The organism is Streptomyces sp. NPDC098781 (assembly GCF_044759995.1).
Classification (GTDB): domain Bacteria; phylum Actinomycetota; class Actinomycetes; order Streptomycetales; family Streptomycetaceae; genus Streptomyces.
Genome location: NZ_JBIWAK010000009.1, coordinates 65,788 through 82,634, shown reverse-complemented (window position 1 = coordinate 82,634; position 16,847 = coordinate 65,788). Strand labels below are relative to the sequence as shown.

12 protein-coding genes are annotated in these 16,847 nt (G+C 71.7%); 5 read left to right on the top strand and 7 right to left on the bottom strand.

Annotated features, from left to right (window positions below):
* Positions 1 to 15: 15 nt before the first annotated feature.
* From ACIQWG_RS31805 to ACIQWG_RS31790, 4 genes are all read right to left on the bottom strand, one after another.
* Positions 16 to 1,281 carry an ABC transporter substrate-binding protein gene (locus ACIQWG_RS31805; protein WP_404101954.1) on the bottom strand — a complete coding sequence of 422 codons (1,266 nt, stop codon included), beginning with the start codon at positions 1,279 to 1,281 and terminating at the stop codon, positions 16 to 18.
* Positions 1,282 to 1,519: 238 nt separating this feature from the next.
* A complete protein-coding gene (locus ACIQWG_RS31800) occupies positions 1,520 to 3,397 on the bottom strand; it encodes a glycoside hydrolase (protein WP_404101952.1) in 1,878 nt (625 codons plus the stop codon).
* Between the two features lie 11 nt (positions 3,398 to 3,408).
* Positions 3,409 to 4,656 carry an ROK family protein gene (locus tag ACIQWG_RS31795; protein WP_404101950.1) on the bottom strand — a complete coding sequence of 416 codons (1,248 nt, stop codon included), beginning with the start codon at positions 4,654 to 4,656 and terminating at the stop codon, positions 3,409 to 3,411.
* A gap of 221 nt (positions 4,657 to 4,877) precedes the next feature.
* Entirely contained in the window at positions 4,878 to 6,131 is a 1,254-nt protein-coding gene (locus tag ACIQWG_RS31790) for an FAD-binding protein (protein WP_404101949.1), read from the bottom strand.
* A gap of 977 nt (positions 6,132 to 7,108) precedes the next feature.
* Here ACIQWG_RS31790 and ACIQWG_RS31785 point away from each other — a divergent pair.
* From ACIQWG_RS31785 to ACIQWG_RS31765, 5 genes are all read left to right on the top strand, one after another.
* A complete protein-coding gene (locus ACIQWG_RS31785; protein ID WP_404101948.1) occupies positions 7,109 to 8,434 on the top strand; it encodes a radical SAM protein in 1,326 nt (441 codons plus the stop codon).
* A gap of 201 nt (positions 8,435 to 8,635) precedes the next feature.
* Positions 8,636 to 10,126, top strand: coding sequence for a cellulose binding domain-containing protein (locus tag ACIQWG_RS31780; RefSeq protein ID WP_404101946.1), 1,491 nt, complete (start codon positions 8,636 to 8,638; stop codon positions 10,124 to 10,126).
* 236 nt (positions 10,127 to 10,362) lie between these two features.
* The gene (gene rsgA, locus ACIQWG_RS31775; protein WP_404101944.1) at positions 10,363 to 11,454 is read left to right on the top strand and encodes a ribosome small subunit-dependent GTPase A; all 1,092 of its coding nucleotides are present in this window, start codon (positions 10,363 to 10,365) and stop codon (positions 11,452 to 11,454) included.
* Between the two features lie 96 nt (positions 11,455 to 11,550).
* Entirely contained in the window at positions 11,551 to 12,951 is a 1,401-nt protein-coding gene (locus tag ACIQWG_RS31770; protein WP_404102518.1) for a DNA-3-methyladenine glycosylase 2 family protein, read from the top strand.
* 2 nt (positions 12,952 to 12,953) lie between these two features.
* Positions 12,954 to 13,451, top strand: coding sequence for a methylated-DNA--[protein]-cysteine S-methyltransferase (locus ACIQWG_RS31765; protein WP_404101943.1), 498 nt, complete (start codon positions 12,954 to 12,956; stop codon positions 13,449 to 13,451).
* Here ACIQWG_RS31765 and ACIQWG_RS31760 read toward each other — a convergent pair.
* The 3 genes from ACIQWG_RS31760 to ACIQWG_RS31750 form a co-directional block, all read right to left on the bottom strand.
* Complete coding sequence (locus ACIQWG_RS31760; protein ID WP_404101942.1) at positions 13,448 to 13,819, bottom strand: PPOX class F420-dependent oxidoreductase; 372 nt, start codon at positions 13,817 to 13,819, stop codon at positions 13,448 to 13,450. The genes ACIQWG_RS31765 and ACIQWG_RS31760 overlap by 4 nt on opposite strands.
* Before the next feature lie 61 nt (positions 13,820 to 13,880).
* Complete coding sequence (locus tag ACIQWG_RS31755) at positions 13,881 to 16,199, bottom strand: glycosyl hydrolase family 95 catalytic domain-containing protein (protein ID WP_404101941.1); 2,319 nt, start codon at positions 16,197 to 16,199, stop codon at positions 13,881 to 13,883.
* Between the two features lie 121 nt (positions 16,200 to 16,320).
* Complete coding sequence (locus ACIQWG_RS31750; protein WP_404101940.1) at positions 16,321 to 16,803, bottom strand: DUF456 domain-containing protein; 483 nt, start codon at positions 16,801 to 16,803, stop codon at positions 16,321 to 16,323.
* Positions 16,804 to 16,847 lie beyond the last annotated feature (44 nt).

Sequence of the window (16,847 nt, the reverse complement as noted above, 5' to 3'; positions counted from 1 at the left end):
GATCCGTCCGGCGGCCTATCCGAAGAGCTTCTTGAGCTCGGCGCCGACCTTCTTCTCACACGCGGCGAGCTGTGCCTTCGGGTCGTCGTCCTTGCGGACGGAGTTCGCCATCACGTCGTTGAACGCGGCGATCATGGCCTGGGTCCAGCCGATGTTGTCGAAGTGGCCGAACTCGTTGAACAGCTTGACGCCTTCGGCCGGCAGACCGGACTTCAGCTTGGTCGCGGACTCGGCGAGGGAGGTGCGCGGCGGGATGTGGAAGCCGTAGGAGGTGGCGAAGTCCTCCTGGTACTCCTTCTGGTCGATCCACAGCCACTTGACGTACTCCTTGGCCGCGTCGACGTTCTTGCCCTTGGCGTTGACGAACATCGACCAGCCGCCGTTGTACACCGACTCCTTGCCGGCCGAGCCGACCTTCGGGAAGGGGAAGACGCCGATGTCGTCGCCGAGCGCCTGCTGCATGGCCGGCATGGCCCACATGCCGCACCACTGGATCGCGGTCAGGCCCTGGGTGAACGCCGAGGGGTCCCACCACTCGGTGGGGGCGCCGAGCAGCAGGTTGCCGCTGGTGAACAGCGAGCGCAGCTGCTTCAGGCCGTCCGCGACGGCGTCGGTGTTGAAGGCGGGCTGGTTGTCCGCGGTGAGGGTGTCCGCGCCTGCCGACCAGATCAGGTTGTGCTGGACCGGGGTGAGGTCGCTGCCGAGGAAGGCGCCCTTGACCTTGCTGGTGGTGAGCTTGTCGGCGGCCTCGATCAGCTCTTCCAGCGTGGTCGGCACCTCGACCTTCGCCTTCTCGAACAGCGAGGGCCGGTAGAAGAAGAACTGCGGGTCGTCGATCATCCGGACGCCGTATATCTTGCCGTCGACCGTGTGGGACGTGATGTCGGCCTGGTTGAAGTCGCTCTTGACCGGCTCGATGATGTCGGTCAGGTCCGCCACCTGGCCGCTCTTGATGAGCTGGATCTGCGGGTGGAACTCGAAGACGTCCGGCGCGTTCTCCGTCAGCAGCGCGGCGAACAGCTTCTGCTCGAAGTTGCTGCCGGTGATCCACTGGGTTTTCACGGCGGCCTTGTCGTAGGCCTTCGCGTACTTCTTGACGGCCTGCTCGACGCCCGCCTCGCCATAGGCGTGGAAGTACTGGGTGAGGCCGACGCCCGAACCCGACCCGCCCCCACGGCCGTTGTTGCCGCCGCACGCGGCGAGTCCGCCCGCGGCGGCCAGGCCCATCGCGGCCCGCAGTACGGTTCGGCGGTCCCAGTTGCTGTTGCTCAGTGCCGACATGTTGACGTCCTTGTCTGGAGTGCGGCTGCGACTGCGGCGATGCGCCCATGACGGGAGCGGCTCAGCGCCAGATGGCTCAAACGGGGGTGCGGTGCCGGACGTTAACCTTCGGCTAAGGCTTCGGCAAGGGGTTGGACGAAGTCTGCGTGAAGCGTTGCGCGACGTTCGGCATACCGGACGCGAGGGGGGTGCGGGCCGTCGTACCGGGAGCCCGCAACCCCCTTCGCCGACCGGGGAGTTACTGCCGGAACCAGGCCTGGTTGGCGCCGCCGTTGCAGGTGTACACGCCCACCCTGCTGCCGTCCGCGGTCGCCTGTCCGCCGACGTCGAGGCACTTGCCGGTGGCCTCGCTGACGGTCTGCCCGTTGGAGTTCAGCAGCCAGCGCTGCGCGGCGTCACCGGTGAAGTCGGAGGTGGCCGCCAACCCCGCGCTCCCCACCGTCAGATAGCCACCCAGGCCCTTCAGCGCGCCCCGCCGGTCGTACGACCACGACTGCTCGGCCCCGCCCGTGCAGGTGCCGATCGCCGCACCCGAGGCGTCCGCGGTCAGGCACTTGCCGGACTGCTCGCCCTGCCAGGCACCGGTGATCGCCGAGGAACCGGCGTACGGCTTCTGGTCGAGGACGTACGTCGTGATCGAGCGGGCCGGCAGTGACGCGGAGACGGTGCCGCCCTTCACTGAGGGCCTCGCGACGTTCGCCCAGTTCTCGTCGGCCGACGTACGCACCGCCTTCGCCGCCCGCAGCGGTGACCTGCTGTTGAAGTGCAGATTCAGCGCCGTATCGGTGGTGTTGTGGTTGTTGACCACGACCACCCACTTGCCGTCCCGGTCGTAGGCCGAGGCCTCCACACCGTCCGGCAGCCCCGTCACGCCGTGCAGGACCGAGCCCGGCTTCACGAACTTGCTGTACTGCCCGAGCGCGTAGTACCGCTTGGTGAAGTACAGCGTCTGGTTGCCGTTCGTCGCGTAGTTCGGGTCGTAGTAGATCAGGCCGTCGTTCCAGCCCTGGTCGTTCTTGGCGAGCGGGTCGGTGCCGATCATCTCGGACAGCGCGACCCACCAGTGGAACGCCGAGTCGTGCGCGGTCGCGAAGTCCTTGTGGATGATCCGCGACAGGCTCAGACCGCCGTCGATCGTGGGATCGTACTCCTGCGCCCAGCCCGTGCCGCCCTTGCCGAAGCAGCAGATCTCGGTGGACCAGGACGTCTTGCCCACCGACTTCGACGTCTCGTACACCCGCGCCCGGTCGGCGTCCGACGGGTTGTCGTAGGTGTGGTGGGCGAGCTTGTCGACGTACTGGGCGGTGCCCGGCTCGTCGATCCAGCGCGGGACCTCGTCGTTGAACTTCACCGTGCTGGTCGACTCGTCGGCGATGATGCCGGTCCGCTGCTGGCGCGCCCGCAGCTCCGCGCCCAGCGTGCGCACGATGTCGTCGCGCTGCGGCACGTCGACGAGCATGCCCTCCTGGCCGCAGGAGTCGAAGCTGTTCGTCGGCTCGTTGAACGGGCTGATGTAGTCGATCTTCACGCCCTGCCGGGCGAAGTGGCCGGTGACGTCCGTGACGTACCGCGCGAAGTCCTGCTCGTTCTCCGCCTTCAGATGGCCGCCGCAGCTCTTGCCGTTGGTCTTCCACTCGGCGGGCGCGCTGTTGACGAAGGCGATCAGGTCCTCGACGCCGTACGCGGCGGCGGCGTACAGGAACGTACGGCCCGCCTTGTCCTTGCTCCAGTCGTACGAGCCGTCGTCGCGACGGAAGTCCTCCGGCGCGCGCGGGGCGTAGGTCACGCCGGTCCCGCCACCGCCGATGTTGTAGCGGTAGGCGCTCAGGTCCAGACCGTTGGAGGAGAACAGCAGCCTGGCGACCCGGGCCTGGACCTTCGGGTCGAAGTTCTTCAGGTCGTTGACCCACCACGCGCCGGACGCGCCGATGTTGTCGATGGTCTGGGCGGCGTGCGGGGAGACCTCCGCCGCCGGGGTTCCTGCGGCGCCGGCGGGCGGGGCGGATATGAGGGGGCCCGCGACGGCGAGCGCGGCGGCGGCCGTCAGCAGAACCGATCTTCTGGGGCGGGGGGTTTCGGGGTGGGGGTTCCTGGAGCGGGGCAGAGTCACGTGCATCCCTTCCGTCGTCACGAAGGTGGTGCGGTACGGCTCCTTGCGGGGGTGGTGCGTTTCACGGCGGTCCTCTGTCCCACGGACTGGAGTGCGCCCTCCAGCGCGAACGTCGCCGCGCCGAGGCACACCGGGTCGGTGGGGATGGGGGAGAGCACGATCTCGGTGGCGGCGAGCGGCCGCCGCAGCGCGTGCCGGGCGACGGCCTCGCGCACCTCGTGCAGCAGCGGTTCGCCCAGGTTCGCGGCGACCCAGCTGCTCAGCACGACGACTTCGGGGTTGAACAGATTCACCAGATCGGCGATCCCGGCGCCCAGGTAGCGGGCGGTGTCCCGGACCACCTTGACGGCCACGGGATCCTGCGCCGCGACGCCGCGGGCCAGCGCGTCGATCGTCGCCGTCTGGTCCTCCGGGTGCAGCAGCGGGCTGTCGGCGGCCAGTTCGCGCAGATTCACCATGATCCCGGGCGCGCCGACATACGTCTCGACACAGCCGTGGTTGCCGCAGTGGCACAGCCGGCCGTCCAGCACGAGCGTCGTATGGCCCCACTCGCCGGCGCTGTTGCTCACGCCCCGGTGCAGTCCGCCGCCGAGCACGAGCCCGGCGCCGACACCGGTGCCGAGGTTGACCACGACGGCGTCCCCGCGGCCGCGCGCGGCACCGAACCACAGCTCGGCGACCGCGCACGCGCGCAGCGGGTTGTCCATGTAGAGCGGGTAGGCGACCTGCTCGGCGAGCAGGTCGAGCAACGGCACGTCGTGCCAGTCCCAGTTGGGCGCGTACTCGGAGACGCCGGTGTCCCGGTCCACCTGCCCCGGCACGCTCACGCCCACGCCGAGCACCCGCGCGCCCTCCACGCCGGCCTGCGCGACCACCGAGCCGACGGCGGCGGCGACATGGCCGACGACCTGCTCGGGGCGGCTCTCGCCGGGGCGCATGTCCTCGGCGGCGCGGGCCAGGACGCCGAGCGCGAGATCGAAGAGCTCGACGCGGACGTACGTCTCCGCGATGTCGACGCCGATCAGCGCGCCCCCGCCGGAGTTGACGGCCACCAGCCCCCGGGGACGGCCGCCGGCCGAGTCCTCGAACCCGACCTCCGTGATCATCCGGAGGTCGAGCAGCTCGCCCACCAGAGTGGCGACCGTGGCGAGGGACAGACCGGTGGCGGCCGCCAGCTCCTGCCGTGAGGTGGGCGAGGACGCGATGATCTGGCGCAGCACCTCGTAGCGGTTCGCGGTGCGGATGTCACGAGAGGTGCGCTTCACCGGAGGTGCCCCCGTCCCTTCAGTCCAGGCCGGGTCGTCGTCGGCACCGGCGCGGCGGCAAGGCTATGGGGTGCGCGGGCTTTCTACAAGGGGTTAGGAAAGGGGCTGTAGAAAGTCTTTCCGCTGGAAGCGCACGGTGTGGGGGGCTGACGCGAATCAGTCGGGCCGCGGTCGGGCCTCAGCCGGTCTTCCGTTGGGCTTCGGTCGGCCTCGGTCGCGCGTCAGGCGCCGAGGATATCCCGGACGAACGCGTTGGCGAACTTGCCCGCCGGGTCCAGCTCCCGCGCCAGCGCCCGGAAGTCGCCCAGCCTCGGATACCGACCGCGCACGACCGGGGCCGGCAGCGCGAACACCTTGCCCCAGTGCGGACGGGGCGCGAAGGGGTCCAGCGCCTCCTCCAGCCGCCGCACCACCGGCAGTACGGCAGCGGTGTTCTCGATCCAGGTGAAGTGCAGGGCCACGGTGTCCCGTCCGTGGGCGGGGCTGAGCCACTGCTCGTCGGCCGCGACCAGGCGTACCTCGCAGGTCTGGAGGACGGAGGCGACCGTCTCCCGGATGCCGTCGACCGCGCGCAGCGCGTCCAGGGCGTGCTCGCGCGGCAGCATGTACTCCGACTGGAGCTCGGCCCCGCTGCTGGGCGTGAACTCCGCCCGGAAGTGCGGCAGTCGCTCGTGCCACGGCCCCGGCACCCCGAACTGCTCCGTGCAGTTGACCGCGGGCATCCCCGGCACCGGGTGCAGCTTCTCGGTGGCGGGCGCCGCCCACGGGAAGTCGGGCAACGGCTGGTCGGTGCGCCGCTTGAGCCACACCTGCCGGAAGCCCGGCGCCCGCCAGTCGGTGAACAGGCTCACGCTGTACGCCGACGACATCACCGTCTCGAAGGTCGCCAAGTCCAGTGTGCCCAGGGGCAGTTCGGTGAAGAGGTGCTGCTCGACGGCGAAGGACGGCTCCAGGTCGAGGGTGAGCGCGACGACGACGCCGAGGGCACCCAGCGAGGTGACGGCGCCGCCGAAGCGCGGGTCGTCCCGGCCGACGGTCACCACCGAACCGTCCGCCGTGACCAGCTCCACCTCCCGTACGGACGTGGCCAGCGAGCCGTTGCCGATCCCCGAACCGTGGGTGCCGGTGGCGACCGAGCCGGCCACCGAGATGTGCGGCAGCGAGGCCATGTTGGGCAGCGCCAGTCCGTGCGCGTCCACCGCGCGGGCCAGTTCGGCGTACCGCACACCGCCGGCGACCCGTACCGTACGGGCCGCCCGGTCCACGTCGATCACCGGCGGCAGATCGGCGATCGACAGCAGGACGCCCTCGGGGCCCGGCTCGGCGATCCCGTTGAAGGAGTGCCCGCTGCCCAGCACCCGCACCTGCTCGCCGCCCGCGACCAGGGCGCGGATCGCGTCGACCGAGTACGGCCGGTGCAGTTCCTTGGCGGTGTAGGTGATGTTGCCCGCCCAGTTGGTGATCGTCTCGGTCATCCTCGCCGTCCTCCACAAGAGTGCCTGCGAGCCGACCCTCTCATCCGGGACTGCTTCTGGTGGAGACCGCTTTCCCGATCGGTTGGGCCGGGGAGACGCGCGGCTGTCGGTGGCGGCGGTTCGGCCGGGCTGGTGTGCGCGTTGTCGGCTCCGGGGGGCGGGGGAGGGGGATGCGCGCGGGGCGTGCGCTGCTGGAGTTGCCGGCGGTTCAGCCCAGCGCGATGGGCCGGTCTGCGCGGCCGGTTCGCTGTTGCCGGCTCGGCCCGGTCGTCAGGTGCCCGACCCGGGCGGCGGCCGGCGGACCGTTGGCCCCGTAGGGGAGGGGCGCGCGGATGGCCGATGTGTCTGGAACGGGGTCCGAGCCGGGCGCGCCAGGCCCGACCGGAGCCGCCTCCGACCCGTCGAACCACCTGCGGGGACCGCCCCGCGTGCACGGCCCGCGCGTCACCGTTGCCCGATCGGATCGGTCGGCTGATCCGCGCGGTCGGCGTCACCGTCGACCCGGCCCAGCCGTGAGGTGCCCGACCCGGGCCGCTCCGGGCGGTGTGGACGCGGTCAGGACGCTCGGTGGCGCGGCGCCGGGCGACCCGGCCGCGGCGGGCCGCACCTGCACCATCGGCCCTGGTGCTGCACCAGCATCATCGGCTCTGGTGCTGCACCCGCATCGTCGGCCCTGGTGGGGGGAGACCACCCCGCACCGACGGCCGATGGGTCCGGGACGCGTCCGATCGCGCCACCTTGCTGTAGGCCGCCGCGCCGCCCCCGGCTCGGCCAGAGCCGCTCCCCGCACCATCGGACACCCGCAGAAAGACCGCCCGCGCACAGACGGCCGATGCGCGCCGCCCAGGGCTCGATCATGCCGCCCCCGCACCCCCGGCCCGCCTGACACGCCCCCTCGGAGGCCCCCCGATGCGGCCTCCGCTCAGGCAGGGGCATACCGTGAGGAGTCGTACGCCTGACCCGGGAGGAGATTACGGATGGGCAGCCGCACCGCACTGGTCGAGGATCTGATGGAGCGATTCCCGCACGTTCCGCGGGAAGCCGTCTTCAAGGAGGATCTGCTCCGGGGTGGGGTCGCCTTCGACCCGTCCGCCCTCAGCGACAACGAGTCCGGCGAGGTCAAGCCGAAGTCGTACTTCATCTTCTCCTTCGACCACGGCACCCTGCCCGAGCTGGGCGAGGCCGCACTGCGCCGCCCCCCGGAGGAGATCATCCTCACCGGCGGCCCCTACGACCTGCGGCGCACCGTCGTCTCGGTGCGGGTGAACCCGTCGTCGCCGTATCGCGTGGCGGCCGGTGAGGACGGGATGCTCGGCCTCTACCTCGACGGCAAGCGGATCGCCGACGTCGGTGTGCCGCCGATGCCGGAGTACTACCGGCACACCCTCGCCAACGGCAAGTCGGTCATGGAGGTCGCCCCCACCATCCAGTGGGGCTACCTGATCTACCTCACCGTCTTCCGGGTGTGCCAGTACTTCGGCGCCAAGGAGGAGTGCCAGTACTGCGACATCAACCACAACTGGCGCCAGCACAAGGCGGCCGGCCGCCCGTACACCGGGGTGAAGGACGTCGAGGAGGTCCTGGAGGCCCTGGAGATCATCGACCGGTACGACACCGCCAAGGCGTCCACCGCCTACACCCTCACCGGCGGCGCGATCACCAAGACGGTCTCCGGCCGCGACGAGGCCGACTTCTACGGCCACTACGCCAAGGCCATCGAGGAGCGCTTCCCGGGCCGCTGGATCGGCAAGGTCGTCGCCCAGGCGCTGCCGCGTGACGACGTACAGCGGTTCAAGGACTACGGCGTGCAGATCTACCACCCCAACTACGAGGTGTGGGACGAGTACCTCTTCAAGATGTTCTGCCCGGGCAAGGAGCGCTACGTCGGCCGCGACGTGTGGCACAAGCGGATCCTGGACTCGGCCGAGGTGTTCGGGGCGCGCAATGTGATCCCCAACTTCGTCGCGGGTGTGGAGATGGCCGAGCCCTTCGGCTTCAAGACCGTCGACGAGGCCATCGCCTCCACCACCGAGGGCCTGCGCTTCTTCATGTCGCAGGGCATCACGCCCCGCTTCACCACCTGGTGCCCCGAGCCGACGACCCCGCTCGGCAAGGCCAACCCGCAGGGCGCGCCGCTGGAGTACCACATCCGGCTGCTCCAGGCCTATCGCCGCACGATGGAGGAGTTCGGCCTGTCCTCGCCCCCCGGCTACGGCCCGCCCGGCCCCGGCAACGCGGTGTTCTCGGTGAGCTCGTTCATGGACAGCCTGCCGGCTGAGGCCGAGGAGACGCCGGCGGTCTAGCCGATACACGCTGAGACACAGAGCGTCCGCGTCCGTACAAGTGGCTGCACTTGTAGGGGCGCGGACGCTCTGTCATGACATTTGAACACGGCGCTTGTCAGTTGTGTTGAAAACGTGAAAGGCTCATGTCCTGCCGCGAGGTTCCCCCCAACTCCATTGCCAATATGGCGAGTTGACCTCGCATGTGGATGCAGGAGACTCATGCCCGACCTGCCGACCCCCCAGGACGCCACCGAGGCAGCGCTGTTCTCCGAGTGCTGGGACGCCGTGCTGTCGTACGCCGACCTGTGCACGGCCGGGTCCTCGGCCGCCAAGCAGCTGGCCGCGGAGGCGTTCTCCGCCGGGATATGCGAGGCCCGTGAGGCCGAAACCGCCACCTTCCGCAGCGCCGGCCGCCGCCCGGCCCGGCTCCCCCGGACACCCCTCCTCCTGACGGCCGTACGCACCACCGCGGCCGCCTGGGAGGAGAACGGCCGCGGCCACGAACTCGACCCCGACCTGCGTCTGTGGCTCAACTCCGAGAAGGCCGCCCGCTACACCGGCCCCCCGCTCCAGCGCCCGCTCGCCCTGCGCGGACTGCGCGACATGCAGGAATCGGACGCCGCGCTGCTGTGGCTGGCCGAGGTGGAGGCGCTGCCGCAGACCGTGGTGGCCCGCCGGCTCGGCCTCGACCCGGCCACCGTCGCCGACGAACTCACCCAGGTCCGCGGCCTGTTCCGGGACCGCTGCCAGCGCAACCACCTCGACACACCGATGGACGCGCGGTGCCGCAGCTACGCCCGTCTGCTCGACGCCGTCACCCGCTCGAACGGCGCCGACACCCCCGACGACCTCTCCCGCCACCTCGCCACCTGTGTGCAGTGCGCCGAGGCCGCCGCCTGTCTGCGGCTGCACGGCGGCGGTCTGCCCGGGGCGCTCGCCGGCGGAGTGATCGGCTGGGGCGGCCTCGCCTATCTGGAGCGCCGCCGCCGGGCCGCCGAAGTCCGCCTCGGCGCCGGGCGCCCCGGCTCCGCGGATGCCGACGCCGGCCCGCCGAACCCCGCCGCGCACAAGGCACGCGTCGTGCGCAGCGGCCTGCTCGTCGCCGCCGTGCTCGTCTCCGCGCTCGCCCTCGCGGTGTCGATGATGCCGGGCGGCTCCACCGGCGACGGCACCGTGGCGGGCGGCGACCCCTCCGACCGCCAGCCGGTCGCCGACCCCGGCTTCTCCCTGCCGGTCACGGCCGCCACCCAGCCGTCCACGAACTCCCCGGAACCCTCGGCGAGCGCCCCCGACGCCGACGAATCGCCCGAGCCGAAGAACCCCGACCCGGGCCCCCAGGGCACGACGTCGACCACCGCCCGCGGGCAGGACCCGGACGCCGAACCGTCCGCGACCCGGCCGCCGACGTGCAGCGTCGACTACGACCTCGTCAACGAATGGCCCGACGGCTTCCAGGCCACCATCACGGTCACCACCGAACAGGCCCTCGACGACTGGCGCGTCGCCTGGTCGTTCCGGGACGGCCAGCAGGTCGGCCAGATGTGGGACGCGAGCTTCGCCCAGAACGGCTCCCGGATCACCGCCCGGGCCGCCGACTACAACAGGACGGTCCCCGCCGGCGGCACGCTCGCCTTCGGCTTCCTCGCGTCCTGGGAGGACGAGAACTCCCCGGGGCACGACTTCACTCTGAACGGACACGACTGCGCGTAAAACCGGTTGACGGCCCTTCCCGGGGCCGGGCTAGAGTGACGGAAGATCAGGCCGGTGGCCGGTGGCCACCACCGTCGAGCGAACTTGAGTGAGGAGGTGTCGACCGATGGCTGTCATTGCGACGAGCGCTGCCCGCATCCAGTTCATCAAGTCCACCTCCGTGGCCGCCGGCTGATCCCACCCTCTCCGCGTCCTGAGTACGCGGCGCCGGGGCCACCCTCGTGAAGGGTCACCCCTTGACTTCCACCTCCGTTTTCTCCGCGTTGGCTCCCTACGGCTGGGACTCCGCCTGGGCCGACGCGTTCACCCCGTACGACGCCGAGGGGCTGCTGCCCGGGCGCGTCGTGCGGGTCGACCGTGGGCAGTGCGATGTCGTCACCGCCGACGGTCTCCTGCGGGCCGACACCGCGTTCGTCACCCCGCACGATCCGCTGCGGGTCGTGTGCACGGGAGACTGGGTCGCCGTCGAACCCGCGGGCAGTCCGCGGTACGTACGGACGTATCTGCCCCGCCGGACCGCCTTCGTGCGCTCCACCTCCTCCAAGCGGTCCGAGGCGCAGATCCTCGCCGCCAACGTCGACCACGCCATCGTCGCCGTGTCGCTCGCCGTCGAACTCGACCTCGGCCGTATCGAGCGGTTCCTCGCGCTGGCGTGGGAGTCGGGCGCGCAGCCGGTCGTCGTGCTCACCAAGGCCGACCTGGTGCCGGACGCGGTGACGCTCTCCCATCTCGTCCAGGACGTCGAGACCACGGCGCCCGGAGTGCCGGTGCTCACCGTCAGCGCGACGCTGGGGGACGGGCTCGACGTCCTCACGGCGGTCGTGGGCGGCGGTACGTCGGTTCTGCTCGGACAGTCCGGCGCGGGCAAGTCCACGCTGGCCAACGCGCTGCTCGGCGAGGACGTCATGGAGGTCCGGGCCGCGCGAGACGTCGACGGCAAGGGCCGCCACACCACCACGACACGCAACCTGCTCGCCCTGCCGGGCGGCGGCGTCCTCATCGACACCCCGGGGCTGCGCGGCGTCGGGCTGTGGGATGCCGAGACCGGCGTCGGCCAGGTCTTCTCGGAGATCGAGGAGCTGGCCGGGTCCTGCCGCTTCCACGACTGCGCACACGAGAGCGAGCCGGGGTGCGCGGTGCTGGCCGCGATCGACTCCGGTGAGCTGCCCGTGCGGCGGCTGGAGAGCTACCGCAAGCTGATGCGCGAGAACCAGTGGATCGTCGCCAAGACGGACGCGAGGCTGCGGGCCGAGATCAAGAAGGACTGGAAGCGGAAGGGGGCGGAGGGGCGCGCGGCCATGGAGGCGAAGCGGGGGCACGTGCGGTGACGGTCCGGGTGTCCGCGGAGCGGGCGGTCGTCCTGGCCTTCGTGTCCGAATCCCGCTAGCACCACCCCCTCGGCACGGCGGACACTGGACACCGTGATGGACGAGGACACCAGGTACGAGGCGGTACGCAGCCGCGACGCGCGTTTCGACGGCGAGTTCTTCTTCGCCGTCGAGACGACCGGCATCTACTGCCGGCCCAGCTGCCCGGCGGTCACCCCGAAGCGGCACAACGTGCGGTTCTATCCGACGGCCGCCGCAGCGCAGGGCTCGGGTTTCCGGGCCTGCCGGCGGTGCCGCCCGGACGCGGTGCCCGGCTCGGCCGCGTGGAACGTGCGGGCCGACGTGGTCGGCCGTGCCGTGCGGCTCATCGGCGACGGAATCGTGGACCGGGAGGGCGTGGCCGGGCTCGCCGCGCGGCTCGGCTACAGCGCCCGGCAGGTCCAGCGGCAGCTCACCGCCGAGCTCGGCGCCGGCCCGGTCGCGCTCGCCCGGGCGCAACGCGCGCACACCGCGCGCGTGCTGTTGCAGACCACCGGGCTGCCGATCACGGAGATCGCGTTCGCGGCCGGGTTCGCCAGCGTGCGGCAGTTCAACGACACCATCCGCGAGGTGTACGCCTCCACCCCGAGCGAGCTGCGCGCCGCCGCACCGAGCGGTGGACGCCCCGCGCGGCCTGCCGCCACCCCCTCGGCCGGGATCCCGCTGCGGCTCGCGCACCGGGGGCCGTATCAGGCCGGTGCCGTCTTCGACCTGCTGGAGGCCGAGGCCGTACCCGGCGTCGAGCAGGTCTCAGGCCCCGCCGGCCGGCGCACCTACCGCCGCACCCTCCGTCTGCCGCACGGCAGCGGCATCGTCGCCGTCGAGGAGAGCGCGGGCGCCGTGGGCAAGGACACGCGTGCGGCGCATCCCGGCGGCTGGCTCGACGCCCGGCTCCATCTCACCGATCTGCGCGATCTGACCACCGGGGTACAGCGGCTGCGCCGGCTGTTCGACCTCGACGCCGATCCCTACGCCGTCGACGAGCGGCTCGGCGCCGACGCCCGGCTCGCCCCGCTCGTCGCCGCCCGGCCGGGACTGCGCTCACCCGGCACCGCCGACGCGGAGGAACTCGCCGTACGGACGCTGGTGGGGCCGCAGGCGGCCGAGGAACTGGTGCGGCGGTACGGCAAGGCGCTCGACGCGCCCTGCGCCGGCCTCACCCACCTGTTCCCGGAGGCAGCGGTCCTCGCCGGCGCCGAGCCGCACGGCCCCCTCGGTACCCTCACCGCGGCCCTCGCCGACGGTGCCCTGCGGCTGGACCCGGGCGCCGACCGGGACGAGGCGCAGGGTGCGCTGCTGGCCCTGCCCGGCCTCGACGCCCGTACGGTCGCCGTCATCCGCACCCGTGCCCTCGGCGACCCGGACGTCGCCCCACCCGGCGTCGACGCCCCCGACAGCTGGCGCCCCTGGCGCTCCTACGCCTTGCAACACCTGCGTACAGCAGGGGAGTTGGAGTAATCATGATCGTCACGACCCCCGTCCGCTGGACCGAGCTCGACAGCCCCCTCGGCCCCCTCCTCCTGACCGCCGACCCCGCCACCGGCGCCCTGACCTCCGTCTCCGTGCCGGGTCAGAAGGGCGGCCGTACCGTCCAGGAGGGCTGGCGGCGCGATCCCGCGCTCTTCCACGCGGCCGAGGAACAGTTCGCCGCCTACTTCGCCGGTGAACTCAAGGACTTCCAGCTGGAGTTGAGCACGGCGGGCAGCGAGTTCCGGGAGCGGGTCTGGGCCGCCCTCGACGACGTTCCCTACGGTTCCACCACGACCTACGGCGAGATCGCCGCGCGCATCGGCGCGCCTCGCGCCGCCGTACGGGCCGTCGGCGGGGCGATCGGCGCCAACCCGCTGCTGGTCGTGCGCCCCTGCCACCGGGTGATCGGGGCCGACGGGGCGCTGACCGGTTACGCGGGCGGCCTCGAACGCAAGATGCGGCTGCTCACGCTGGAGGGCAGGCTCTAGTCCGCCTCCAGCCCCCAGCTGCGCACCCACCGCGGATGGATGCGGATGACCTCCTCGCTGTAGTGCGGGCCCAGCCCGTGCGGACCGGTGAGGAGCTCCGCGTCCCCGCGGACCTCGATCCCGCGCACCCGCCACGGCCGTACGCTGGCCAGGTCGTCGACCACCAGGGCGACCTTGGGGTTGCCGCGCAGGTTGCGCCACTTCTTGGTGGTGCCCATGGCGCGTCCGCCGATCAGGATCGTCCCGTCGTCCTGCGGGAAGAAGCCGACCGGGTTCGCCTGCGGCTGCCCGGCCGGGTCCACGGTGGCCAGCCGTCCCAGTCGCTGTGACGTCAGGTACGCGCGTTCCGCCTCGCTGAAACCCGTCATACGGCCAGCGAAACACGCCCGCGGCGGCGGCGCATCAGCCGCTCGCCCTACTGCCGCGGACCTACTCCGCGTCCAGCCCCCAGCGCGGCGCCTCCCCGTTCGCCCGCACCGGCGCGATCGTCAGGTCCGGCCGGACGCCCCGGGGCGTGATCAGCGCCGAGTCGCCCGCGCGCAGGGCGATGTGGATCGCCCCGTCCCCGGCGTCCGAGTGGCGCAGCGGCCGGCCCCGGCCGTCCCGCACCTCGACGGGGCCCGTGATGCCGTGCCGGACCACGCAGGGTGCCCCCGCCTCGCTGGTCAGCCGTACCCAGCGGGTGACGCCGGCCTCGCGGACCGCCGACAGCAGGAAGGCACCCTGGGTGCGGAAGCCGTGGACCGTCACGTCCGCCCAGGCGGCCGGGACGGCGGGGAAGACGCGGATCGTGCCGCCCCAGGACTGGCAGACCATGTCGTGCAGGGACTGGGCCGCCGACAGCGGAGTCTCGATGACCGGGCCCGACTCCTTGTACATGGTGTTGGGCTGGACGAAGCGTGACATCAGCTCCTCCAGGTACCGCAACGCGTCCTCGCCCTTGCCCAGCAGCGCGGACATCGACGCCGCACCCGTGAAGGTGTAGCCCTGAAGGGCGCCCTCGAAGCCCACCCAATGGGCCAACGACCGTTCGATCAGGGCACGTTCCTCGGACGTGCGGCCGGTCAGCTCGTACAGCGGGTACACCGCGAGCAGATGCGAGTAGTGGCGGTGGGACTTCGCGAAGGGGATGTCCGCGCCGATCATGAAGCCGTTGGAGTCCGTCGGATAGGCCGCCCTGCGCGCCAGGACCTCGCGCCAACGCGGTGCCAAGGCATCGTCCACGCCCAGGAGTTCGGCCGCGTCGAGCAGGGTGCGGCAGCCCCAGGTCAGGAGCATCAGGTCGTAGTTGCAGTCCCGTGAGTCGCCGCCGTACTCCGGGGAGAACGTGGCCGGCAGATGCAGCTTTCCGTCCGGGCCCGGCTCCAGGAAGTGCAGGTAGTAATTGATCGCCTTGCGCAGCAGCGGGTAGAGGACATCCCGGAGGATCGACTCGTCCATGGTGTGGCGGTAGCTGAGCCAGACGTTGTGCAGTGCCCAGGTGAGGTTGCCGACCTCGGGGGTGGGCGGGTCCTGGCCCGGGATGCCGACGCCGTACCCGGTCAGCGGGTCGGCGGCGCTGTTGCGCAGGGTCGGGTCCGTGGTGCGCGGGATGCCGAGGGAGTCGGCGCGGTACGGGGGCGGCGTCTCCTGGGCCAGGTTGTCCCGGAGCTCGCTCAACGACCGGGTGATCGCGTCCAGTTCGAGGTGGTTGGAGCCGTGGATCAGCCAGTACTCCAGCTGCGCGTTGAGGTTCCACCAGGTGTTCGGCCACGGGGTGGGCTCCAGCCAGGGGCCGCTCGTCGCCATCACGGGGGCGTCGCGGCGTGCGGCGGAAGCGGTCTTGTAGAGCTGGATCCAGTAGAAGCGCTGCATCCGGGCGTCGGGCAGCGACAGGAAGCTCTTGCGGTAGTAGGCGTGCCACCAGGCGCGGTGCGTCACCGCCAGCAGGGAGTACGGCAGCGGGCTCGTCCGGCGTACGGCCGTCAGCGCCCGGTCCAGTGCCGTCGAGCCGGGGTGCGAGTGCGCGACATGGACGTACAGCGTGCGTGCCCGGCCGGTGCTCCGCTCCCGCCACGCCGTCACATGCTGTCCGCCCGCCAGCAGGGGCTGTACCGCCGCCGAGACACCGTCGTACTCGGCGACCTCGGCGGGCGGGTTGCCCCGGTAGCCGTCGGGGAGGGGCTTGAAGGCCGCCCGGGGGCTGATCGCTTCCGCCGGGTGGAAGACCCACCGGAAGTCGCGCTCTCCCGCGCTCGGGGTGACCTCGACGGCCAGGACCGAGCGGTCGTTGTGCACGAGGGCGCGCAGCGCGAGGGTGCCCCGGTCGGTGGTGAGCGTGCCGGTCAGCTCCGCGTCGCGCAGGCCGAGCCGCCAGTGCAGGCCGGTGATCGTGCCCACCGGCTCCAGCGTGAAGTGGCCGATCGGGAGCCGGGCCAGTCCGAAGAGCGAGCCGAACTCGGGGCGGTGGTCCTGGACCTCGGAGTGCTGGACGTTGAAGCGCACCGCGCGGGTGGCGGCGCCCGGCTCGGCGTAGATGCCGGAGCCGAGGAAGCCGTTGCCGAGGAACGGGCCCTCGTACCAGGTGGCCGGCATGCGCCGCCAGACGAGGTCGGCGTCGTCGAGGACGGCGCGCCAGGGGTCGGATTGGGCCTGCGTCCGGGTCTCGGGGACGGCGGCGCCCGCCTGCGCGGGCAGTCCGCCGGTGAGGAGGGTCCCGCCGAGCGCGGATCCGGTGGCGAGGACGGTACGTCTGGACGGGCGGGGCATGACGCCTCCATCTGTACGTCGATACATCGGAGCTATCTAGCGATGCAACGTAGAGAAGTGGCATGGAGTCGTCAATCGCCTGGAAGACACCCGATGTATAAGCGGCCGATGTATCCGACCGTCAGCCCCAGATCACGGCCCCCAGCCACGCCCCCGCGATCAACTGGCACGTGAACAGCTCCGTCAGCACGCTCGACCCGCCCGACCGCATCGCCGTCCGCAGCGCGGCCCGCGCCTCGCCGTGGCGGCCCAGACGCAGCCGTTCCCCGAGGTAGATGCCGCCCATGAAGCCCGGGATCGAGCCGAGCACGGGGACCAGGACGAAGCCCAGGAGGGACCCCACCCCGGCGTACACCACGATCCGGCGGCCGGCCCAGTTCGGGCGCAGCCGTCGCGGTGGGAGCGCCCAGCGCACGACCTGCGAGAGGAACAGCACGACGGTGGCGCCGACCAGCACCCACCACGCGACCGGCTGGGGATCCTCCAGCGCCCACCACGCGACCGCGGCCCACACCAGCCATGACCCCGGCACGCCGGGCACCAGCACTCCGCACAGGCCGAGCAGGAGGACCAGGCCGACCAGCAGGAGGTCCCACACTCCCATCTGACCAGACTGCCGGAGTCCACCGGAACGCGCAGATCAGCGAT